At 72.7% G+C, this 20,723-nt stretch carries 18 protein-coding genes; 6 read left to right on the forward strand and 12 right to left on the reverse strand.

Features of this window, described 5'->3' with window-relative positions; all coding sequences use genetic code 11:
- Position 1: 1 nt before the first annotated feature.
- The 5 genes from efeB to ACIGXW_RS21945 form a co-directional block, all read right to left on the reverse strand.
- Complete coding sequence (efeB, locus tag ACIGXW_RS21925) at positions 2–1,306, reverse strand: iron uptake transporter deferrochelatase/peroxidase subunit (RefSeq protein WP_399574567.1); 1,305 nt, start codon at positions 1,304–1,306, stop codon at positions 2–4.
- Positions 1,307–1,324: 18 nt separating this feature from the next.
- Positions 1,325–2,455, reverse strand: a complete 1,131-nt coding sequence (gene efeO / locus ACIGXW_RS21930; protein ID WP_399574569.1) for an iron uptake system protein EfeO — start codon at positions 2,453–2,455, stop codon at positions 1,325–1,327.
- A gap of 125 nt (positions 2,456–2,580) precedes the next feature.
- Positions 2,581–3,429, reverse strand: coding sequence for a heme ABC transporter ATP-binding protein (locus ACIGXW_RS21935; protein ID WP_399574571.1), 849 nt, complete (start codon positions 3,427–3,429; stop codon positions 2,581–2,583).
- Positions 3,430–3,463: 34 nt separating this feature from the next.
- Positions 3,464–4,615 carry a FecCD family ABC transporter permease gene (locus ACIGXW_RS21940; RefSeq protein ID WP_399574573.1) on the reverse strand — a complete coding sequence of 384 codons (1,152 nt, stop codon included), beginning with the start codon at positions 4,613–4,615 and terminating at the stop codon, positions 3,464–3,466.
- A gap of 1 nt (position 4,616) precedes the next feature.
- Positions 4,617–5,672, reverse strand: a complete 1,056-nt coding sequence (locus ACIGXW_RS21945; protein ID WP_399574575.1) for a hemin ABC transporter substrate-binding protein — start codon at positions 5,670–5,672, stop codon at positions 4,617–4,619.
- Positions 5,673–5,756: 84 nt separating this feature from the next.
- On the opposite strand from ACIGXW_RS21945, the gene ACIGXW_RS21950 reads away from it, so the two are divergent.
- On the forward strand, positions 5,757–7,169 hold the full coding sequence (locus tag ACIGXW_RS21950) for an HtaA domain-containing protein (protein WP_399574576.1): 1,413 nt from the start codon (positions 5,757–5,759) through the stop codon (positions 7,167–7,169).
- Between the two features lie 133 nt (positions 7,170–7,302).
- Positions 7,303–8,961, forward strand: coding sequence for an HtaA domain-containing protein (locus ACIGXW_RS21955; protein WP_399574577.1), 1,659 nt, complete (start codon positions 7,303–7,305; stop codon positions 8,959–8,961).
- Positions 8,962–9,030: 69 nt separating this feature from the next.
- On the opposite strand, the gene ACIGXW_RS21960 is transcribed toward ACIGXW_RS21955, so the two are convergent.
- Positions 9,031–9,693, reverse strand: a complete 663-nt coding sequence (locus tag ACIGXW_RS21960; RefSeq protein ID WP_399574578.1) for a heme oxygenase (biliverdin-producing) — start codon at positions 9,691–9,693, stop codon at positions 9,031–9,033.
- Between the two features lie 149 nt (positions 9,694–9,842).
- Complete coding sequence (map, locus tag ACIGXW_RS21965) at positions 9,843–10,700, reverse strand: type I methionyl aminopeptidase (RefSeq protein WP_399574579.1); 858 nt, start codon at positions 10,698–10,700, stop codon at positions 9,843–9,845.
- Positions 10,701–10,766: 66 nt separating this feature from the next.
- Here map and ACIGXW_RS21970 point away from each other — a divergent pair, with 66 nt between their 5' ends.
- Positions 10,767–10,985, forward strand: a complete 219-nt coding sequence (locus ACIGXW_RS21970) for a hypothetical protein (protein ID WP_399574581.1) — start codon at positions 10,767–10,769, stop codon at positions 10,983–10,985.
- A gap of 78 nt (positions 10,986–11,063) precedes the next feature.
- Here ACIGXW_RS21970 and ACIGXW_RS21975 read toward each other — a convergent pair whose 3' ends face one another.
- Both ACIGXW_RS21975 and ACIGXW_RS21980 read right to left on the reverse strand, forming a co-directional pair.
- The gene (locus ACIGXW_RS21975; RefSeq protein ID WP_399574582.1) at positions 11,064–12,377 is read right to left on the reverse strand and encodes an MFS transporter; all 1,314 of its coding nucleotides are present in this window, start codon (positions 12,375–12,377) and stop codon (positions 11,064–11,066) included.
- Positions 12,378–12,488: 111 nt separating this feature from the next.
- Entirely contained in the window at positions 12,489–13,100 is a 612-nt protein-coding gene (locus tag ACIGXW_RS21980) for a hypothetical protein (protein WP_399574584.1), read from the reverse strand.
- A 134-nt stretch (positions 13,101–13,234) separates the two neighbouring features.
- Here ACIGXW_RS21980 and npdG point away from each other — a divergent pair, with 134 nt between their 5' ends.
- Entirely contained in the window at positions 13,235–13,948 is a 714-nt protein-coding gene (npdG, locus tag ACIGXW_RS21985) for an NADPH-dependent F420 reductase (RefSeq protein ID WP_399574586.1), read from the forward strand.
- A 132-nt stretch (positions 13,949–14,080) separates the two neighbouring features.
- Positions 14,081–14,272: a hypothetical protein gene (locus ACIGXW_RS21990; RefSeq protein WP_399574588.1), complete on the forward strand. Its 192-nt coding sequence runs from the start codon at positions 14,081–14,083 to the stop codon at positions 14,270–14,272.
- Positions 14,273–14,317: 45 nt separating this feature from the next.
- On the opposite strand, the gene ACIGXW_RS21995 is transcribed toward ACIGXW_RS21990, so the two are convergent.
- On the reverse strand, positions 14,318–15,127 hold the full coding sequence (locus ACIGXW_RS21995) for a site-2 protease family protein (protein ID WP_399574590.1): 810 nt from the start codon (positions 15,125–15,127) through the stop codon (positions 14,318–14,320).
- A gap of 126 nt (positions 15,128–15,253) precedes the next feature.
- Between ACIGXW_RS21995 and ACIGXW_RS22000 the strand changes: the two genes are divergently transcribed.
- Positions 15,254–18,721 carry an AfsR/SARP family transcriptional regulator gene (locus ACIGXW_RS22000; protein ID WP_399574592.1) on the forward strand — a complete coding sequence of 1,156 codons (3,468 nt, stop codon included), beginning with the start codon at positions 15,254–15,256 and terminating at the stop codon, positions 18,719–18,721.
- Positions 18,722–18,753: 32 nt separating this feature from the next.
- Here the strand turns inward: ACIGXW_RS22000 and ACIGXW_RS22005 are convergent, their stop codons facing one another.
- Both ACIGXW_RS22005 and ACIGXW_RS22010 read right to left on the reverse strand, forming a co-directional pair.
- Positions 18,754–19,578: an ABC transporter permease gene (locus ACIGXW_RS22005; RefSeq protein ID WP_071962722.1), complete on the reverse strand. Its 825-nt coding sequence runs from the start codon at positions 19,576–19,578 to the stop codon at positions 18,754–18,756.
- Positions 19,575–20,603, reverse strand: coding sequence for an ATP-binding cassette domain-containing protein (locus ACIGXW_RS22010; RefSeq protein ID WP_071962723.1), 1,029 nt, complete (start codon positions 20,601–20,603; stop codon positions 19,575–19,577). Before ACIGXW_RS22010 ends, ACIGXW_RS22005 begins: the two co-directional genes overlap by 4 nt.
- Between the last annotated feature and the right edge of the window lie 120 nt (positions 20,604–20,723).

Consider the following 20,723-nt stretch of genomic DNA (forward strand, 5'->3'; position numbering starts at 1 on the left):
GTCACGCGAACAGGGCCTTGCCCCACCAGTCGCCGGAGTCCCGGACGCCCGGCGGAACGGCGAAGATCGCCGAACCCACGTGCTGGATGTACTCGTTCAGCGCGTCGTTGCGCGCGAGGTTCCTCTGCAGCGGGATGAAGGCGTCCCGCACGTCGCGCTGGTAGGCGAGGAAGAACAGGCCCGCGTCCAGCCGGCCCAGGCCGTCCGTGCCGTCGGTGAAGGAGTAGCCGCGGCGCAGGATCGTGGCGCCGTTGTTGCTGTCGGGGTGGGCGAGACGGACGTGGGAGTCCGGCTTCATCGCCTTCAGGAGGGGCTCGTCCCGCTCCTTCTGCTTGCCGACGGGGGCGCCCTCGCCCTTGTCGCGGCCGAAGATGTCCTCCTGCTCCGCCAGCGAGGTGCGGTCCCAGGTCTCGATGTGCATCCGGATGCGACGCGCGACGAGGTAGGAGCCGCCGGTCATCCAGCCGGCGCCGTCCTTCTCGCCCACCCACACGTGCTTGTCGAGGGCGGCCTTGTCGGTGCCCGAGATGTTCCGGGTGCCGTCCTTGAAGCCCATCATGTTGCGCGGGGTCTGGGCGTCCGGGGTCGTCGAGGACGTCTTGCCGAAGCCCAGCTGCGACCAGCGGATGGCGACCTTGCCCATGCCGATGCGGGCGAGGTTGCGGATCGCGTGCACCGCGACCTGCGGGTCGTCGGCGCAGGCCTGGACGCACAGGTCGCCGCCGCTGCGGGCCGCGTCGAGGTTGTCGCCGGGGAAGACCGGCAGGTCCACCAGGGCCTGCGGCCGCCGGGACTTCAGCCCGAAGCGGTCCTTGCCGTCCTTCTCGAACAGGCCGGGGCCCACGCCGAAGGTCAGGGTCAGCCGGGAGGGCTTGAGGCCCAGCGCCTCACCGGTGTCGTCCGGCGGCGCCTCCTCCTGGCCGCCGTAGGCGCCCTCGCCGACCTCGTGACCGGCCGTCATCCGCGCGGCGGCGGCCGTCCACTCCTGCAGCAGCTTGACCAGCGCGGCGCGGTCGGTCGTGGTCACGTCGAACGCGGCGAAGTGCAGCCGGTCCTGGACGGCCGTGGCGATGCCGGCCTGGTGGGCGCCGTGGAACGGCACCGCGTCACCGGCCGAGGCGGCCGGTGCGGCGTCCTCGCCCGTGCGCAGCGCGGCGGCGGTGCCGCCGGCCGCGACCGCGCCGAGCGCGAGCCCGGCACCGCCCCAGCCGATCACGGAACGACGGGAGGGAGCGGTCCGTGCGGCCGTCTCCGTGCCGTCCGCCGCGTCGTCGTCCGTCACGCTCTCGCGGATGTCCTCAGCCATGGAAAGTCCGTTCCCCTGCTACTTGGCGACCGCGCCGGCGAGCTTGGACAGCGGCTCGGCCAGGGCGTTGACGGCGTCGGAGAGCTTCTTGCGGTCGTCCTTGCCGACGCTGTCGTACGCCTTGAAGCCGTCGCCCTCGCGGTAGTCGCCGAGCAGCTTCTTCAGCTCCGCGAACTGCTTGTCCAGCTCCTTGGAGAGCGCGGCGTCGTTCTTGGCGGCGACCGGCTTCAGCAGCTCGTAGGACTTCTCGGCGCCCTCGACGTTGGCCTGGAAGTCGACCAGGTCGGTGTGGCTGTAGCGCTCCTCCTCACCGGTGACCTTGCCGGTGGCCACCTCGTCGAGCAGCTCCTTGGCGCCGTTGGCCATGCTGGTGGGGGTGATCTCGGCGGAGCCGACGACCTTCTGCCAGTCCTTGAGGTCCGTCATCAGCTGGTCGGCCAGCTTCTTGTCGTCCTCGGTGATCGCCTTGTCCTCCCAGAGGGACTTCTCCAGCTTGTGCCAGCCGGTCCACTTCTGGTCCTTCTCCAGGCCGTCCTCGCGGACGTCGACCTTGGGGTCGATGTCACCGAAGGACTCCGCCACGGGCTCCGTGCGCTCCCAGCCGATGCGGGAGACGGCGTAGAGCTTCTTCGCCTCGTCCACGTCGCCGTTCTTGACGGCGTCGGCGAACTTCTGCGTGGCGGGGATCGTCTCGTCGGCCTGCTGCTGCACGTACTTGCGGTATTCGGCGACCGCCTTGTCCAGCTCCGGGTTGCTCTTCTCCGCCTTGTCGCCACCCGTGACGGTGATCTTCTGGCGGATGCCGTCGCCCTTCATTCCGGGCTTGCAGGCGATTTCGTACGTGCCGGCCTTCTTGATCGTCGCGGTGATCTCGGCCTTGGTGCCGGGGCCTATGTTCTCCCGCTCGGTGACAATGCGGTCGCCGGGGGCGTAGACGTAGACCTCGGTGACCTTGGCGCCCTTGTTCTCGACATTGATCTTGACGTGGCCGGCGGCGATCGTGGTCGCCGAGACCTCGCACTTGTCGTCGGAGGCCGTGACCTTGAGGGCGTCCGCGTCCTTGCCGTCCGACTTCTCGGCACAACCGGACACGGCGGTCAGGGCCGCGGCCGCGACGGCGACGACGGCGGAGGAGCGGAGGACTCGCATGCAGGGCTCCAGCTTGCTCGGAGAGCGGAAGGGGACGTGGCCGAAAACGGCATGGCCGAATTAGGCCGCCCTAACTTATCTGAGCCTTGCCTACCTTGTTCCCCGGTGGGTACGTGATTCTGCTCTCACGAGGCAAAATCTCGGCCCACCCGTCTCGGGATCACCAAAGGCTCTCCCGTCAGCGGATGATCAATTACGTCGACCGGCTGTGAATAGACACGACTCAGCAATTCGGGCTCATAGACACGAATAGGGGGACCTTCGGCCGCTATGCGCCCCTCGTGCAGGACGGCGACCCGGTCCGCGTAGGCGCCGGCCAGGCCGAGGTCGTGCAGGACGACCACCACCGCGTCGCCGGCCGCGGCGCGTTCGCGGCAGACGCGCAGCACGAGTTCCTGGTGGCGCAGGTCCAGCGCGGCCGTCGGCTCGTCGAGCAGCAGCAGCGGGGCGCGCTGCGCGAGGACCCGGGCCAGGGCGACCCGGGCCCGTTCGCCGCCGGACAGCGCGGCGAACGGGCGGGCGGCGAATCCGGCCACCTCGGTGGCGGCCATGGCGGCCCGCACCGCCGCGTCGTCCTCGTCCCGGGCCGCCGTCCCGGCCCAGGGCGCGCGGCCCATCCGTACGACCTCCTCGACCGCGAAGGGGAACGACAGCTCGGCCGCCTGCGGCAGCACGGCCCGGCGCAGGGCCAGTTCGCCCGCGCTCCACGCGGCGGCGGGGAGCCCGTCGACGGTCACCTCGCCGGACTCGGCGGGCAGATCGCGGGCGAGGGCGGCGAGCAGCGTGGACTTCCCGGCCCCGTTGGGCCCGACGAGCGCCACGACCTCGCCCGCGGCGACGCGCAGGTCGACCCCGTCGAGCACGACCCGCCCCCCGAGCCGCACCCGCAGCCCACGGACCTCGGCCAGGACGGTGCCGGGGGGCACGGGGGAGGGAATCCGCCCGGCCCGCCGACCGAAGAACGAGCGCGTCATGCCCAGCCCCCTTGCGCGTGGCGTGTGCGGGTCGTCATGCCCAGCCCCCCTGCTTGCGCCGCGTGCGTCGCAGCAGCCAGAAGAAGAACGGGCTGCCGAACAGGGCCGTCAGGACTCCCAGGGGGAGTTCCGCCGGCTGGGCGGCCGTGCGGGCCGCGAGGTCGGCGGCCACCAGGACCAGCGCGCCGCCCAGCGCGCTGCCCGGTACGAGGAAGCGGTGCCCCGGGCCCGCCGCCATGCGCAGCAGGTGCGGCACCAGCAGGCCCACGAACGTGATGATCCCGGCCACGGCCACCGCGGCCGCCGTCAGCAGGGCCACCACCAGCACCAGCACGAGCCGCAGCCGCTCGACGTCCACCCCCAGGTGGCGCGCCGGGCGTTCGCCGAGGGCCAGGAGGTCGAGCTTGCGGGCGTACCAGGGGGCGACGGCCAGGCCGGCCAGGGCGCACGGCAGGACCGCGAGCACCTTCGGCCAGGTCGCCTGGGCGAGCGAGCCCAGCTGCCAGAAGGTGATCTGTGTGACCTGCGCGTTGTCGGCGAGGAAGACGCACAGCCCGATGAGCGCGCCGGCGAAGGCGTTCACGGCGATGCCGGTGAGGATGAGCGTCACCACCTCCGTACGGCCGCCCGAGCGCGAGAGCGCGTAGACGAGCAGGACGGTCACCAGTCCGCCCGTGAACGCGCAGGCCGTCACGGTCCAGTTGCCGAAGAAGCTCAGCCCCAGCGCGATCGAGGCGACCGCGCCGACCGCCGCGCCCGACGAGACGCCGATGACGCCGGGCTCGGCGAGGGGGTTGCCGAACACGCCCTGCATCAGGGCCCCCGCGCAGCCCAGCGAGGCCCCGACCAGCAGCGCCAGCGCCACGCGCGGCAGCCGTACGTTCCACAGCACGCTCTCGCCGACCCGGTCGAGCGCGGCGCCGCCCAGGCCCGCGCGGTGCAGCAGCGAGCCCAGCACGTCGCCGACGGGGATGTCGTACGCGCCGAGTCCGGCGGACAGCAGGCACAGGACGGCGAGCGCGACGGCCATGCCCAGGGCGAGGGGGCCGGCGGCCCGGCGACGGGGGCGGAGCCGCTGCCGGGCCCCGGCGTCGGTGTCGGCGGCGGGGCCTTCGGCCGTCGCCGGCGGCGGGCCGGGCGCCGTATCCGCCACGGGGGCCGGGGTTCTGACCGGGCGGCGGCCCATGTCAGCGGCCGCCTTCGTGGATCTGCTCGACGAGGGAGGTGAGCACCGCGTCCGTGCGGGGCCCGAAGTTCAGCAGGACGCCGTCGTCGACGGAGGCGACGCGGCGGTCCAGGCCGGCCGGGGTCTGACCGACGCCGGGGATTTTCAGCAACCCGTCCACCCCGCCGACCGACTCCAGCCCCTTGCTCATCACGAGAATCACGTCCGGCGCGGCCTTCGCCAGCGCCTCGCTGGTGATCGGGGTGAAGTCCTTCTTCAGGCCGGACTCCTTGCCCGCGTCCACGCCGCCGGCCACCTCGATCAGCGAGTCCGCCCCCGAGCCCGCCCCGCCCAGGAGGTAGACGGAGGCCGAGCCGCGCAGGTAGAGGAAGGCGACGCGCGGCTTCTTCGCGCCGCCGCCGGGGATGCCCTTCTTCGCGGCGTCCAGGCGCTGTTCGGTGCGCCCGCGCAACTGGTCGCCGGCGTCGCGGACGCCAAGCGCGGCGGCCACCTTGTCGATGCGCGCGGCAACGTCGTCGAGCTTCTTCGCCGGGTCGAGGACGACGAGGGGTACGCCCGCGGCCCGGATCTGGCCGATGGCCTCGGCGGGGCCGGTGGTGGCCTCGGCGAGGACGAGCGTGGGCTTGAGGGAGAGCACGCTCTCGGCCGAGACGTCGTGTCCGCGCGTGACGACGGGCAGCCGGCGCGCCTGCTCGAACGTGGCGGTGATGTCGCGGGCGACGACTCGTTCGCCCAGACCAAGGCCGAAAACCACCTCGGAGATCGAGCCGGAGAGTGGGACGATCCGGTCTGTGGCCTGCACGTCGACGTCACGGCCGTCGGCGGACCGCACGGTGACGGGCAGTCGGGGCGTGGGCGTCCCGGCCAGGGGCTCGACGCGGTCGGCCGCCGCACGCCGGCCGCTCGCGGTGCCGCCCGGCCCGTCGGACGGGGTGCCGCCGCCCGTGCCGCAGCCGGTGAGGACGGCGGCCAGGGCCAGCAGGGCGGCGAGGGCGCCGAGGAGGCGCGGGAGGCGCGGGAGGCGTATCGCCCCGCCCACCGACTGGCGTTGAGACACGTTCCCGCCTTTCCATAGCGAAGGATTCCGGATATAGCTTAGGTTAGCCTTACCTAAATTACTATCGCCCGAGAGGGGTCCTTGATGCTGCCGTTCAGACCTGCCCGCGCGCCGGTCGTCGCGCTCTTCGGGGCGTTGCTGGCGGCCTTGCTCCCCACGGGCGTCTCGCGTGCGGCGGAAGCCCGCGAGGTGTCCGGCGGGCGGCTGGACTGGGGCGTCAAGTCCTCCTTCCAGAGCTATGTCACCGGGCCGGTGGCGCAGGGGAGTTCGGAACTCCAGGGCGGTGCGGCGACGGTCGGCGGCGGTCAGTTCCGCTTCCATTCCGCCAAGGGCTCCTACCGGCCCGGCGACGGCGCCTTCGAGGCCGCCTTCTCCGGCGGGGTGCACTTCACCGGGCACCGCAAGCCGGACGGCTCCCACGAGCTCGATCTCACCATCAGCAGCCCCGCCGTCAGGCTCTCGGGCGGCGGCGGCACCCTCTACGCCGACATGAGGAGCAAGGCCAAGGGCACGGGCGAGGTCACCATGGCCCGTCAGGTGCCGCTCGCCGCGCTGAACCTCGCGGGCATCGACCTGCGCGGCGGCGGCAGGGCCGTCACCCTCGCGAACGTTCCGGCCACGCTCACCGCGCAGGGCGCGAAGGCCTTCGCGGGCTACTACACCGAGGGCACGGCCCTGGACCCCGTCAGCCTCTCCGCCGACGTCGTCGCCGGCGCCGGGGGGTCGCCTTCTCCTGCGGCGAGCCCTTCCGGCCCGCCGGAGGAGAAGGGGAGGCCCCGGGGCGAGTTCACCGGTGCGGCCGTCGACTGGGGCGTCCGCCGGACCTTCCGGGAGTACGTCACCGGTTCCCTCGCCCAGGGCTCCTGGAAGCTGGGGGAGGGGGCCAAAGACGGTGGCGCGCTCTTCCGCTTCCCGGCCGGGAAGGGGACGTACGACGCCGGCGCGGCGAGGCTCGACGCGGCCTTCGCGGGCACCCTGCGCTTCACCGGCAAGGACCTCGACCTCGCGTTCGGCGGGGTGAAGGTGGCGGCGAAGGACGGCAGGGGCGCGCTGTCGGCGGACGTGACGCGCGGCGGCGGCCGGACGGAGAAGGACGTTCCGCTCGTCTCCTTCGACGCCTCCGGGCTCAAGGAGAAGGACGGGCTCGTCGCCGTCGCCGAGGCCCCGGCGAAGCTGACGGCCCGGGGGGCCGAGGTGTTCGGCGGCATGTACCGGGAGGGCGCGGACATGGACCCCGTCTCGCTCGCCGTCCCCCTCGACGCCGGGGCGCGGCTGCCGGCGCTGCCGGACCTGGGCAGTGGGCCGGTGTCGACGGCGTCGCCGTCGGCCGGTGTCGAGGTCGCTTCGCGGAACGCCTCTTCCGCTTCCTCTTCCTCGGATTCCGCTTCTTCCTCGTCCTTCCCGGTGCTTGCGGTGTCGATCGGTGCCGGGGTGCTGGTGGTGGCGGGGGCGGCGTACCTCCTGGCGCGCAAGCGCCGCACCGCGACACCCTCCTGACTCCCCATCGGGTGTGGCGCACTCCGCACCCGGCACCCCCGCCCGGACCTTCCCCGCGGCTTCGCCTCCCTGATGTCATGGAGGCCGCACATTTGTCTCACTTACCTCACGTCCCTCTAGGAGAGAACAGACGATGACCGCCACCGCACGTCGACGTCCCCTCGCCCTCTCGGCGGCCGTCGCCACGGTCGCCGCCCTGGGCGCCACCGTCCTGACCGTCCCGGCGGCCCACGCCGGGGACGGCCCGCCGCCGCAGATGCAGTTGAAGGACGGAAAGCTGGAATGGGGCCTGAAGAAGAAGTTCGTCGAGTACGTCGAAGTAGGCTTCGGGGGCGGCAAGGTCGAGGTCGCCGACGGGGCCCAGCGCACCGGTGACGGCCCCTTCACGTTCGTCGAAGGTACAGGTACGTACGACTCGTCGTCCCAGGCGGTGACGACCACCTTCAAGGGCAGTGTGCGATTCACCGCTCACGACGGCGAGCTCGACCTCAAGTTCGCGGACCTGAAGCTGACGGGCGAGGCGGGCGGCAAGGCCGGCCGTATCACCGCCGATGTCACGAAGGACGGCAAGACCCAGGACGACGTGCCCATCGCGTCGCTGGACCTGGGGGCGGCGAAGCGAAGCGACCAGGGCGGCGCGGTCACGCTCGGCGAGATACCCGCGAAGCTGACCGAGGAGGGTGCGAAGGTCTTCTCGTACAAGGGGCGCGCCTTCTACAAGGCGGGTACCGAGCTCGACAAGGCGTCCTTCACGGCGAAGACCGTGACCGCGCCGCCGGCGGGTGGCGGTGCCACCACGGGTGGTGGCACGACCGGTGGTGAGACCACGGGCGGCGGCACGACCGGCGGCGGCACCACCGGCGGTGGTACGACGGGCGGTGGTACGACCGGCGGCGGTGCGACCGGTGGCGCGACGACGGGTGGCGAGACCACCGGTGGTGGCACGCAGACCGGTGACGGCAAGATCCAGGGTGCCCTCTACGACGGCAACCTGGACTGGGGTGTGAAGAAGGGCTTCCGGGACTACGTCGTCGATGGGGGCGCCGAGGGCAAGATCGAGGTGTCCGGCGGCGCCGTGAAGACCGGCGCCGGCTTCCGCTTCTCCAAGGGGAAGGACGGCTCGTTCGACGCCAAGACGTCCAAGCTGGAGGCCAAGTTCGAGGGGGCCGTGAACTTCACCGGCCACAAGGGTGAGCTGGACCTGAAACTCAGCAAGTTCACGGTGAAGGTGGACGGCACTTCCGGAACGCTCCGGGCCGACGTCTCGTCCGCCGGCAAGGTCAGCCAGGACACGATCCTCGCGGACCTGAAGCTCCCCTCCGGCGGGCTCAAGGCCAAGGACGGCGTGGTGCTGCTGAGCGCGGTCCCCGCGACGCTGAGCAAGGAGGGTGTGAAGGCCTTCTCGTACAAGGGGCGCGCCTTCTACAAGGAGGGTTCGGCCCTCGACCCGGTGACCGTGGCTGTCGCGGTCGAGAAGGACGCCAAGCTCCCCGAGCCCCCGTCCGGCCCGGACTCCGGCTCGGCCACGACCGGCGGCTCCGGCACGACCGGCGGCAAGGGCACCACCGGCGGCTCCACGACAGGTGGCGGTTCCACCACCGGCGGTTCGACCACCACCGGAGGTTCCACCACCGGCGGCACCGGCTCCTACACCGGCGGCGCCTCCGGCAGCCTCGCCTCCACCGGGGCGAACACCCCCACCGGTCCTCTCCTCGGCGCGGCCGGCGCGATGGTCCTGGCGGGCGGTGGCGCCGTCTACGCCACCCGGCGCCGGCGCGGCACCCAGGGCTGACAGGGCAGGCAGGCCCCACACGCACCCGCGCCCCCCGGTACGGTCACCGGGGGGCGCGGGTTCACGGCGTCAGGCGCTGAGGGGGAATTCGCGGCCCAGCTCGTGGAAGACGGCGGTGTTCAGCGCGAACGCGCGCTTGCACTCCTCGATCACCCGCTGCTTCTCCAGGTCGTCGACCGGCAGTGCGTCCAGCAGCTCGCGGTACTCGCGCTTGAAGGCGGCGGGGTTGCCGATGCCCTCGAAGACGTAGAAGCGGACGCCGTCGCCCTTGCGGGCGAAGCCCCAGGTCTTCTCGGCGGTGCCGCGGATGATCTGGCCGCCGGAGAGGTCGCCGAGGTAGCGCGTGTAGTGGTGGGCGACGTAGCCGGCGGGCCAGTCGCGGGCGCACTCGCTCACCCGGGCCGCGTACGCCGCCGTCGCGGGCAGCGGCTGAAGGCCCGTACGCCACCCCGGGCCGCCGAGGTGGGCCAGGTCGCGCTCCAGCTGGGCGCTACGGGCCAGCTCGGGGCGTATGAACGGGCCCGCCACCGGGTCGCTCGCCAGGGCCGCGGAGGCGGACTCCAGGGCGTCGTAGACGAACCACAGCTGCTCGGTGTAGCGGCGGTAGGCGCTCACGCCGAGGCGGCCACCGAGCATGTCGCTCATGAACGACGAGTTCTCGGCTTCCGTGTGCTGCTCGTGCGAGGCCGTGCGGATCAGCGTGGAGAACGGAGTCGTGACGGGCGAGTCCAAGGCGGACCTCCGGTGACCGAGGGGACGGGAAACAAAGGAGAAAACGGGCGGTAGCAGACGGCGCGCACCGGGGCGCGTCGCTCCCGCCCATCCTCTCTACTTAGGCTTACCTAAGTCAATTGCTTCCCGACGTGCTGTCGGTAAAAACCCTACGGCAGCGTCAGGATCTCCGCACCCGTCTCCGTCACCACGAGCGTGTGCTCGAACTGCGCCGTCCGCTTGCGGTCCTTGGTGACGACCGTCCAGCCGTCCTCCCACATGTCGTACTCGTACGTCCCCAGCGTCAGCATCGGCTCGATCGTGAAGGTCATGCCGGGCTGGATGAGGGTGTCGTGGTGCGGGCTGTCGTAGTGGGGGACGATCAGACCGGAGTGGAAGGACGAGTTGATGCCGTGACCGGTGAAGTCGCGGACGACGCCGTAGCCGAAGCGCTTGGCGTACGACTCGATCACCCGGCCGATGATGTTGATGCGGCGCCCGGGCTTGACCGCCTTGATCGCCCGGTTCAGCGCCTCGCGGGTGCGCTCGACGAGCAGGCGCGACTCCTCGTCGACGTCGCCGCACAGGTAGGTGGCGTTGTTGTCGCCGTGCACACCGCCGATGAAGGCGGTCACGTCGAGGTTCACGATGTCGCCGTCGCGCAGCACGGTCGAGTCCGGGATGCCGTGGCAGATGACCTCGTTGACCGAGGCGCACAGCGACTTGGGGAAGCCGCGGTAGCCGAGCGTCGAGGGGTAGGCGCCGTGGTCGCACATGTACTCGTGGGCGACGCGGTCCAGCTCGTCGGTGGTGACGCCCGGGGCGATGTGCTTGGCCGCCTCCTCCATCGCCCGCGCGGCGATGCCGCCGGCGATCCGCATCTTCTCGATCGTCTCGGCGCTCTGGACCTCGGGGCCGGTGTACGGGGTGGGGGCGTCCTTCCCGACGTACTCGGGCCGCGGGATCGAGGCGGGGACGGGGCGGGCGGGGGAGAGCGTCCCCGGGACAAGAAGCGACTGGCCAGACATGTCAGCGAGTGTAGCCAGCGCACATCGGGGACCATGTGGGCGAGCACCCACGCTGGAGGAGACCTGATGGCACTGTTCAAGCGGCGCACGGCCGGCAAACCCGGTGAGTGGTACTACTGCCTCAAGCACGGCACGGTCGAGGAGGGCCCCGAGTGCCGGGCCGCCGACCGCATGGGCCCGTACGACTCGCGCGAGGAGGCGGCGCACGCGATGGAGACGGCGCGCGAGCGCGAGGAGGAGTGGCGGGAGGATCCGCGCTGGAACGACGGGGACACGAAGGCCTGAGGTTTCGAGCCGCCGGACGGGCTGGATTCAAGCCCGTCCGGCGTTCGAGGACCGGGGTCCGGGGCGGAGCCCCGGATCTCAAGCCGCCTCCGCCACCTCCGCGCGCTTCGCGCGCATCCGCAGCGCGTGCTCGTCCGTCCGCTCGTCGTACGACATCAGCTTCGGCAGCGAGAGGGCCAGCAGCCCCACCGAGGCCACGCACGCCAGGCCGCCCGTCCACACCGAGGCGCGGACGTTGGTCAGCGCGGCCATGCCGCCCGCGCGGACCTGGCCCAGCTGGGGGCCGACGGAGTACGAGAGCAGCTCGATGCCGGCGAGGCGGCCGCGCAGCTCGTCCGGGATCGTCTGGTCCCACATGGCGGAACGGAAGAGACCGCTCACCATGTCGCTGCCGCCGGCCACGGCCAGGAACAGCAGCACCAGCCAGATGTTGTGCAGCCAGCCCGCCACGGCCATGGCCAGGCCCCAGGCGGCCGCCGCCAGGACGACCATGCGGCCGTGCCGGTGGACGCGGGAGACCCAGCCGCTGGTCAGGCTCACCACCAGCGAGCCGACCGCGCCGGCCGCGTACATCAGGCCCAGCGCCCACGTCGCGTCCAGATCGTCGGCGAGGAACGGGAAGATCGCGGTGGGGTAGGCGAAGAACATCGCCGCCATGTCGACCGCGTACGTACCGAGCAGCTCCTTGCGGCTCCACGCGTAGCGGGCGCCCTCGAGGATGCCGCGCAGCGACGGCTTCTCCGCGTCGTGCGAGGCGGGGGAGGGGGCCAGTCCCACGGTGAGGGCCAGGGAGACGGCGAAGGAGACGATGTCCAGGAAGTACGCCCACGGCAGTCCGGCGAAGGCGATGACCACGCCGGCGAGGGAGGGGCCCGCGATGGCCCCGATCTGCCAGCGCATCGAGTTCAGGGCGATCGCGGCGGGCAGCTGCTCGTGGGGGACGATCCGCGGCACGATCGCCTGCAGGGCCGGGCGCTGCAGGCCGGTCAGCGCGCTGACGAGCGCGGCCACCACGTACAGGGGCCAGATCATCGGATGCGGCAGCAGCGTGTTGAGCAGCAGCATCCCGCTCAGGAAGCCGAGCCCCGCCTCGGTCCACAGGATCAGCTTGCGGCGGTCGAGGGCGTCGGCGAGCGCGCCCCCGTACAGACCGAAGACGATCAGCGGTACGAGCTCCACCGCGCCGACCGCGCCGACCGCCAGGGTCGAGCCGGTCAGCTCCTTGAGCTGCAGCGGCACCGCGATGAAGGTCAGGAAGCCGCCGAAGACCGTCACCAGCCCGGCGATCCACATGCGGCGGAAGTCGGGGGAGGAGTGCCAGGGGGACAGGTCGGGCAGCAGAGCGCGCAGACGGCTCGTACGGGATACGGGGGGAGGATGGTGCTCGGTCACGGGGCACCATGGTCCGGGCCCGTGGCGCGCTCGGGCAAACGATTTTCCCCGCGAGGTCGCTTTCGGCCGGATTCGGCGAGCGTGAGTGCCGCCGGAGGCGCGGCCCGGCGCTCACCAGCGGTTCGGCGGCGGCGCGGACAGCTGGTCGGCGAGCCGGGAGAGGCGGTCGCGGAAGCGACGCCCGCGCGGGGCCGGCCGGCCGTACTCCCCGGCGGCGGCGCTGACCAGGTGCTGGACGGTGTCGAGACCGAGCTCCGCCGCGCCCGGCACGCTCAGCGCGTCGTGCGCGAGCGCGCGCAGGTCGGAGTGGGGGGCGGGGGGAGCGCCGTCCAGCGCGAGGACGGTCGCGCCGCCGCGCCGGGCGTCGTGCACCCGCTCCAGCAGCCCCTCCCCGGGCCGGCCCTCCGCCACCACCAGCAGCGTCTCCCCGTGCCGGGCCGCCTCGAGGCGGCCGAGGCCGACCGACAGGTGCGCGGGTGCGCCGGGCGGTACCCGGTGCCGCACCAGCGTGGGGGACAGCTCCGGCAGCCCCGACCAGGCGGCCTCGTCGTCCAGGTGCGCGGCCAGGTGCCAGGGCTCGTACTCCGCCGTCCCGACCAGGAGCAGACCGCCGCCGTGCGCTTCCACCGACGCCCGCAACGCGCCCGCGAACCGGCGGGTGGCCTGCAACAACTCGGTTCCGGCCAGTGCCTCGCGCAGCAGCGCGACCCGTACGGCGTCCATGCGCCGCATCCTGCCCCAACCGCCGCGGGCACAAGCCGAGTTGTCCGCCTGCTCACCCGTTCGGGCGCAGGGGGCGGTCGCGCCGGGCGCACCGGCGCCGCCGGGCGCCGCAGGCGCGTGACAGTATCGCTGTCATGACTACTTCTGATGACGTGAAGGGCGTGAAGAAGGCCCCCGCAAAGGACCCTTGGGACCTTCCCGACGTTTCCGGCCTTGTGGTGGGCGTGCTCGGTGGCACCGGCGACCAGGGCCGCGGTCTCGCCTACCGGCTGGCCAAGGCCGGCCAGCAGGTGATCATCGGTTCCCGCGCCGCCGAGCGGGCGCGGGCCGCGGCGGACGAGCTGGGCCTGGGCATCGAGGGCCTCGACAACGCCGAGTGCGCCCGGCGCAGCGACATCGTGATCGTCGCCGTGCCGTGGGACGGTCACGCCAAGACCCTCGAGTCGCTGCGCGAGGAGCTCGCCGGCAAGCTCGTCATCGACTGCGTCAACCCCCTCGGCTTCGACAAGCAGGGCGCCTACGCCCTGAAGCCGGAGGAGGGCAGCGCCGCCCAGCAGGCCGCCGCGCTGCTGCCCGACTCGCGGGTGACCGCCGCCTTCCACCACCTGTCCGCGGTGCTGCTCTCCGACCCGCAGATCGCCGAGATCGACACCGATGTGATGGTGCTCGGCGAGAAGCGGGCCGACACCGACATCGTGCAGGCGCTGGCCGCCCGCATCCCCGGCATGCGCGGCGTCTTCGCGGGCCGGCTGCGCAACGCCCACCAGGTGGAGTCGCTGGTCGCCAACCTCATCTCGGTGAACCGCCGCTACAAGGCGCACGCCGGGCTGCGCGTCACGGACATCTGATCCACTTCCGGGTCCGTGACCGGCCGGGGTCCGCCCCGGATCCGGCCCGGGTCCGGGCGGGCCGGGGCGTGGGGGACAATGACCGGGATCGTACGCACATGCGCCCCCGGATGCCGGACAGGAGCCGCCCCCATGCCCCGCCTCGCTCTCTACGCCCTCGCCGTCTGCGCCCTCGCGGTCGCGGCGGCCGTCGTCTCCTTCGCGCGGGGCAGCTGGCTCGGCATCGTGTGGATCCTGATGTTCGGCGTCGCGTCGAACATCGCCTGGTACTACGTGCGCAAGGCGAAGAACGACCGCGCCGCCGAGTCCGCTTCGGCCGGCTGAGGCCGGCCGCGTCCGTCGGGGCCCGTCGGGGTCCGTTCGGGTCCGTCAGCCGAAGTCGATCGTGTTCAGCGACGGGATGTCCGGTGTCCCCTCCCAGAAGCGGAAGAGCTGCTGGCCCCAGTAGGTGTCCCACTCGGTGACGCCCAGGGTGCGCAGGATCGCGTCGATCATGTCGAAGAAGGCGTGGTTCACCGCGGTGATCTGCAGGAAGCCGAAGACCGCCAGCAGGCCGATCCACGCGTACGGCGCCAGCTGGCGGCGCGTGTTGTACGACAGCCAGGGCTCGATCACGCCGAAGCCGTCGAGGCCCGGGATCGGCAGGGCGTTGAGGATCGTGGCGGTGACCTCGAGCAGGACCACGAAGCCGAGCGCGTAGCGGAAGTTGTCCGGCACGCCGTCCATCAGGCCCAGCCAGAACGGGGCGCTGACGATGCCCGCGAAGACGAGGTTCGACAGCGGTCCCGCCGCCGAGACCAGGCTCTGCTTCCAGCGGCTGCGGATGCGGTGCTGCTCGATGAAGACCGCACCGCCCGGCAGGCCGATGCCGCCCATGATCACGAAGATCACGGGGAGCACGATGCTCAGCAGGGCGTGGGTGTACTTGAGGGGATCGAGGGTGAGATAGCCCTTCGCCCCGACGGTGATGTCGCCGCCGTGCAGGGCGGTGCGCGCGTGGGAGTACTCGTGGAGGCAGAGCGAGACGATCCACGTCGAGACCACGAACAGGAACACGGCGAAACCGGGGCTCGCCGAGAAGTCGGTCCACACCGCCCATATGGAGACCGCCATGATGGCGACGAGGCCGAGGAAGACCGGGCTCACGCGCCCTTCGCCGCGGGCCGCTTGGGTTGCCATTGTGTGAGTGCTCCAGGGGGTGGGGCCGCCGGGAATCGCCCGGGGCGCACGGATGTACCGGGCGACCGTACTCGGTCGCCATCGATAATTCGTAGCGCGCGGTCCGGGCCGGGGGAGAATGGGCCGGTGCGTTACGGCATCCTCGGCACCACCCAGGTCCATACCGACGACGGCCTCCCCATGGCCCTCGGCGGCGTCCGGCTGCGCGCGCTCCTGGCGGCGCTGGCCCTGTACCCGGGGCGGACGCGTGGCGCGGACGCGCTGATCGACGAGGTCTGGGGCGACGGACCGCTGCCCGCCGACGCGGCGGGTGCCCTGCAGGCGCTCGTCGGGCGGCTGCGGCGGGCCGTCGGCCGCGACGCGGTCGCCTCCGTCGCCGGCGGCTACCGGCTGTGCGCCGAGCCCGACGACGTCGACCTGCACCGCTTCGAGCGCCTCGCCGACGAGGGCGACCGGGCCCTGGCCGACGGCGACCCGGCGAAGGCGGCGGCCGTCCTCGACGACGCCCTCGCCCTGTGGCGGGGCCCCGCCCTGGCGGACCTCCCGGGCCGCGCCGCGCCGGCCCTGCGGCTGGAGCGGCGCCGGCTCGCGGCCCGCCGCTGCCGGCTGGCCGCCGCCGTGGCCCTGGGTCAGGCGGCCCAGACCCTCCCGGCCCTGGCCGAACTCTGCGAGGCCCACCCCCTCGACGAACCCCTCCAGGCCCTGCACCTCCGCGCCCTGCGCGCGGCCGGCCGCCCCGCCGAGGCCCTCGCCGCCTACGAGGACGTCCGCCACGCCATAGCCACCCGCCTCGGCACCGACCCCGGCCCGGAGCTCCGCGCCCTCCACGCGGAACTCCTGACGCCGGAACCGGCCCCGTCCGACGCGGGGGGTGGCACGCCGGGTACGAGCCCGGGCCCGGTGCCGGCGCCCGAGGGCTCGGGCACGGCGCCGGGAGCGGTGCCCGGCGGCTCGCGGGGTACGGGCCAGGGCCCGGACGGCCCGGCCGCGCCGCACGGCGCACCCGCACCGGCCCCCGTGCCCCACGGCGCCCCCGCGTCGCACGGCACGCGCGGCAATCTGCGGGCGCGGCTGACGTCCTTCGTCGGGCGGGAGGACGAGCTGGTGCTGATCCGCGAGGATCTGGCGCGGCATCGGCTGGTGACGTTGCTGGGGCCCGGCGGGGCCGGGAAGACGCGGCTGTCGCAGGAGGCTGCCGAGGTGGCGGCCCAAGGGGACGGGGCCTGGCCCGATGGGGTGTGGCTCGCGGAGCTGGCGCCCGTGGACGACGCGGGCACCGTGCCCGAGGCCGTACTGACGGCCCTCGGGGCGCGCGAGACCGTCGTGCGCGGCACCGCCGCGGAGGGGCTGCGGGCGGCCACCGACCCCTCCGCGCTCGACCCGCTGGCCCGGCTCGCCGAACACTGCGCGCAGCGCCGGATGCTGCTCGTACTCGACAACTGCGAGCACGTGATCGACGCCGCCGCCCTCCTCGCCGAGACGCTGCTGGCGCACTGCCCCGGCGTCACCGTGCTCGCCACCAGCCGCGAACCCCTCGCCGTCCCCGGCGAACTGGTGCGGCCCGTGGATCCGCTGCCCGACCCCGTCGCACTGCGGCTGTTCGCCGAGCGGGGCGCGGCGGCCCTGCCCGGGTTCCGGGTCGAGGACGACCCGGCGGCCTGCGCCGAGATCTGCCGCCGCTTGGACGGACTGCCGCTCGCCATCGAGCTGGCCGCCGCCCGGCTGCGGCTGCTCACCCCGCGCGGGCTCGCCGACCGCCTGGACGACCGCTTCCGGCTGCTGACCTCCGGCAGCCGCACCGTGCTGCCCCGCCAGCAGACCCTGCGCGCGGTCGTCGACTGGTCCTGGGACCTGCTGACAGCTCCCGAACGGGCCGTGCTGCGCCGGCTGTCCGTCTTCTCGGGCGGCTGCGGCCTGCCGATCGCCGAAGAGGTCTGCGCGGACGATTCCGGCGCCGGCGTGCACGGCGCGGACGTCGCCGCGCTGCTCGGCTCGCTCGTCGACAAGTCGCTGGTGGTCGCCGCCCCCGCCGCCGACGGCCAGATGCGCTACCGGCTGCTGGAGACCGTGGGTGAGTACGCCGGCGAGCGGCTGGACGAGGCCGGCGAGCGGGCGGCCGTGGAACGGCGGCATCTGGTCGCCCACCGTGAACTGGCCCGCACCAGCGACCCGTTGCTGCGCGGCCCCGAGCAGCGCGCCTGGCTGGAGCGGCTGGAGCTGGAGCACGACAACCTGCGCTCGGCGCTGCGGCGCGCCGTCGCGGCGCGGGACGAGCAGGAGGCGCTGTGCCTCGTGCTGTCCCTGAGCTGGTTCTGGCAGCTGCGCGACCACCGCGCGGACGCCCGGCACTGGGCGGAGGCCGCCGCCGCGCTGGGCCCGGACCCCTTCGCGGAGCCCATCGCGCCGGCCCGGCCGCTGTACGTCTCGTGCACCGAGGCGCCGCCGCCGATGGAGCCGGACGTGCTGGAGGAGGCGCGGCGCGGCGCACGCCTGGTCGCGCTGGCCCACTCCGACTCCAACATGAGGATGATCAACGCTCCCGAGACGCAGCGCATGCTGCGCGGCATCGTCGCCGCCTACGGCGACGGTCTGCCGCAGAACTGCCGGGTGCCGGGCATGATGTGGTTCTACGCGGTCCTGCTGACGGGCGCGAGCGACGACCTGTACGGGGTCGTCGACGGCGCGGTCGACCGCTGCCGCGAGCTCGGCTACACCTGGGAGCTCGCCAACGCGCTGCAGCTGCGCGCCAAGCTGCTCAACGACAGCCCCGGCCGGATCGACCAGGGGATCGCGGACGCCGACGAGAGCCTGGAGATCTTCCGCCGCCTCGGCGACTCCTGGGGCGTGGCCGAGGCGCTGTCCGGGCGCGGCGAGGCCCTGGAGAAGTACGGCAGGTTCGCGGCCGCCGCGGCGGACTACCGGGAGGCCATCGAGCGCGTCGAGGAACTGGGGTCCGCCGGGCAGGTGCCGATGCTGCGGGCCCGCCTCGTCGAGGTGCTCATGGAGGACGGCGTGATCGACGCGGAGGAGGGCGAGCGTGCCCTGCGCGAGACGCTCGTGGGCATGGAGCGGCTCAGCCCCGACAGCGCCACCTTCGTCCGCCTCCAGCTCGGCATCCACATCGCGCGTTCCGGGCGGCTGGCCGAGGCGAGGGAGTTCCTGGAGGAGCTCGCCGGGGAATACGGAAGCCGTGCCATGCTGCTCTTCCAGGGGCTGATCAGCGGGCTGCTCGGCTGGGTCGACACGCTCCAGGGCCGCCCCCGGGAGGCGCTGCCGAAGATCCGCAACGCCCTGGTGAAGTGCGACGACCCGGTCGCGGGTGTGATCGCGCCGCACATGATGGCCATCCAGCTGATGCACGCCGCCCAGGCCTTCTCCGCCCTCGGCGGCGAGGAGCACGCGCTGAGGGCGGCCCGGCTGCTCGGGGCCGGCGTCGCCCTGCGGCCGGCGGGCTTCCACGTTCCCTCCTCGGAGCGGGAGCTGCGGGAATGGACGGAGGCCCGCACACGGGCCGCGCTGAGCGCCGATGCCTACGAGCACGCGTACGCCGAGGGCGGCCGGCTCTCCATGGCGGAGGCCGTCGCCCTCGTCTGACGCGCGCACCCGGTGCCCCCCCGGTGCGGACCTCAGGTCTTCTTGCGGAACCTGGCGACCGCCAGCGGCGCCGTCACCAGCGTGATGGCCGCGGACCAGGCCAGGGTCATCCACACCGAGTGGGCCACCGCACCGCCGTTGATCAGATGGCGGGAGGCGTCGGCGAGGTTGGAGAGCGGGTTGTACTTCGTGAACGCCTCCAGCCAGCCCGGCATGTTCGTCGTCGGCGCGAAGATGGAGCTGCCGAACTGCAGGGGCATCAGGACGAGCATGGCGACCCCCTGGACGGCCTGTGCCGTCTTCATGGTCAGACCGAGCAGAATGAAGATCCACATCAGCGAGGCGCCGAAGACCATGGCGAGCGCCACCGCCGCGAGCAGGTGCAGCACCGAGGTGCTGACGGTCAGGCCGATGGCGAAGCCCATGACCAGGAGGATCGAGGTCGCGATGAGCATGCGGCCGACCTCGACGACGATCTTCGCGATGAGGACGGAGGACCGGGCTATCGGCATCGTGCGGAAGCGGTCCATCACCCCCTTCTTGAAGTCGTCGTTGATGCCCGTGCCGACCGCCATGGCGATGTTCATGCCCATCATCGCCATCAGGCCGGGCACCAGGTAGTTGACGTAGTCCTGTTCGTTGCCCTTGCCGGCGATCGAGCCGCCGAAGACATAGGTGAACAGCAGGATGAAGATGACCGGCATCAGGACGGCGTCGAACATCGACTCCGGGTCCTGCTTGATCTGCAGCATGTTGCGGCGCGCGAGCGCACCGATGTGCCGCAGATTGGCCCGCAGGCCGATCCGGCCGTCGTGGGCGGGCGCCGTCGCGGGCGCGCTGACCGTCGCCGCGCTCATGCCGCGACCTCCTCGAGCTTGTCGGTGTGCTGCTCCTCGCCGGCCGTCGCCACGGACGCCTTCTGGCCCGTGACGGCCAGGAAGACCTCGTCCAGGCTGGGCAGATGGGTGCTGATGCCGGAGATGGCGAAGCCGCGCTCGCCCAGCATGCCCACCACGGCGGTCAGCTGTTCGTCGCTGATGATCGGGACGTTGACCACGCCCTCCGCCTCGTCGGCGGTCGCGCCGGCGATCCCGGCCAGCCCGGCCCGGGCCACGGCGTCGACCATCCGGGGCAGGTCCGAGCGGTCCGCCGGGCGGACCTGCAGGGTGCGCCCGCCGACCTTGGCCTTCAGCTCGTCGACCCGGCCCCCGGCGATCACCCGGCCCCGGTCGATGACGGTCAGCTCGTTCGCCAGCTGCTCGGCCTCTTCCATGTACTGCGTGGTGAGCAGCACGGTGGCGCCCTCGGCGACCATGCGCTGGACCTCGGCCCACACCTCGTTGCGGGTGCGGGGGTCCAGGCCGGTGGTGGGCTCGTCCAGATAGAGCACCGCCGGCTGTCCGATCATGGAGGCGGCGAGGTCGAGCCGACGGCGCATGCCGCCGGAGTAGTTCATGGCGGGGCGCTTGGCGGCCTCCGTCAGCGAGAAGCGCTCCAGCATCTCCTCGGCCCGCCGCCGGGCGTCCTTACGGGACAGGTCGAGCAGCCGCCCGATCATGTAGAGGTTCTCCAGCCCGGAGAGCTTCTCGTCGACCGATGCGTACTGGCCGGTCAGCCCGATGACCCTGCGCAGCTGCCGGGGCTGGCGCAGCACGTCGTAACCGGCGACCCGGGCGCTGCCGGCGTCCGGGCGGATCAGGGTGGACAGGCATCTCACCAGCGTGGTCTTGCCGGCGCCGTTGGGGCCGAGGACGCCGAGGACGGTGCCCTCGCGTACGTCCAGGTCGACCCCGTCCAAGGCCTTGGTCTCGCCGAAGTGCTTGACCAGGCCCCGTACTTCGACGGCGTTCCCGCCGCTTTCGGGGATGTCGTTTCGCGTCATGCCCTCAACAGTGCCAGCGGGCACTGACAGCGGGCCGACACCGACCGGCCGGCGCCGACAGATCACCGACAGATCACCGACAGGCCGCCGACAGACCGGCGCCGGACGGGCGGACGCCCC

It is taken from the genome of Streptomyces sp. NPDC053079 (genome assembly GCF_044546695.1).
Taxonomy (GTDB): domain Bacteria; phylum Actinomycetota; class Actinomycetes; order Streptomycetales; family Streptomycetaceae; genus Streptomyces.

What these genes read in the sequence shown, in the direction of transcription:
- efeB (WP_399574567.1), bottom strand. Translation starts at nt 1,306, where the DNA reads ATGGCTGAGGACATCCGCGAGAGCGTGACGGACGACGACGCGGCGGAC.
- efeO (WP_399574569.1), bottom strand. Translation starts at nt 2,455, where the DNA reads ATGCGAGTCCTCCGCTCCTCCGCCGTCGTCGCCGTCGCGGCCGCGGCC.
- ACIGXW_RS21935 (WP_399574571.1), bottom strand. Translation starts at nt 3,429, where the DNA reads ATGACGCGCTCGTTCTTCGGTCGGCGGGCCGGGCGGATTCCCTCCCCC.
- ACIGXW_RS21940 (WP_399574573.1), bottom strand. Translation starts at nt 4,615, where the DNA reads ATGGGCCGCCGCCCGGTCAGAACCCCGGCCCCCGTGGCGGATACGGCG.
- ACIGXW_RS21950 (WP_399574576.1), top strand. Translation starts at nt 5,757, where the DNA reads ATGCTGCCGTTCAGACCTGCCCGCGCGCCGGTCGTCGCGCTCTTCGGG.
- ACIGXW_RS21955 (WP_399574577.1), top strand. Translation starts at nt 7,303, where the DNA reads ATGACCGCCACCGCACGTCGACGTCCCCTCGCCCTCTCGGCGGCCGTC.
- map (WP_399574579.1), bottom strand. Translation starts at nt 10,700, where the DNA reads ATGTCTGGCCAGTCGCTTCTTGTCCCGGGGACGCTCTCCCCCGCCCGC.
- ACIGXW_RS21970 (WP_399574581.1), top strand. Translation starts at nt 10,767, where the DNA reads ATGGCACTGTTCAAGCGGCGCACGGCCGGCAAACCCGGTGAGTGGTAC.
- ACIGXW_RS21980 (WP_399574584.1), bottom strand. Translation starts at nt 13,100, where the DNA reads ATGGACGCCGTACGGGTCGCGCTGCTGCGCGAGGCACTGGCCGGAACC.
- npdG (WP_399574586.1), top strand. Translation starts at nt 13,235, where the DNA reads ATGACTACTTCTGATGACGTGAAGGGCGTGAAGAAGGCCCCCGCAAAG.
- ACIGXW_RS21990 (WP_399574588.1), top strand. Translation starts at nt 14,081, where the DNA reads ATGCCCCGCCTCGCTCTCTACGCCCTCGCCGTCTGCGCCCTCGCGGTC.
- ACIGXW_RS21995 (WP_399574590.1), bottom strand. Translation starts at nt 15,127, where the DNA reads ATGGCAACCCAAGCGGCCCGCGGCGAAGGGCGCGTGAGCCCGGTCTTC.
- ACIGXW_RS22005 (WP_071962722.1), bottom strand. Translation starts at nt 19,578, where the DNA reads ATGAGCGCGGCGACGGTCAGCGCGCCCGCGACGGCGCCCGCCCACGAC.
- ACIGXW_RS22010 (WP_071962723.1), bottom strand. Translation starts at nt 20,603, where the DNA reads ATGACGCGAAACGACATCCCCGAAAGCGGCGGGAACGCCGTCGAAGTA.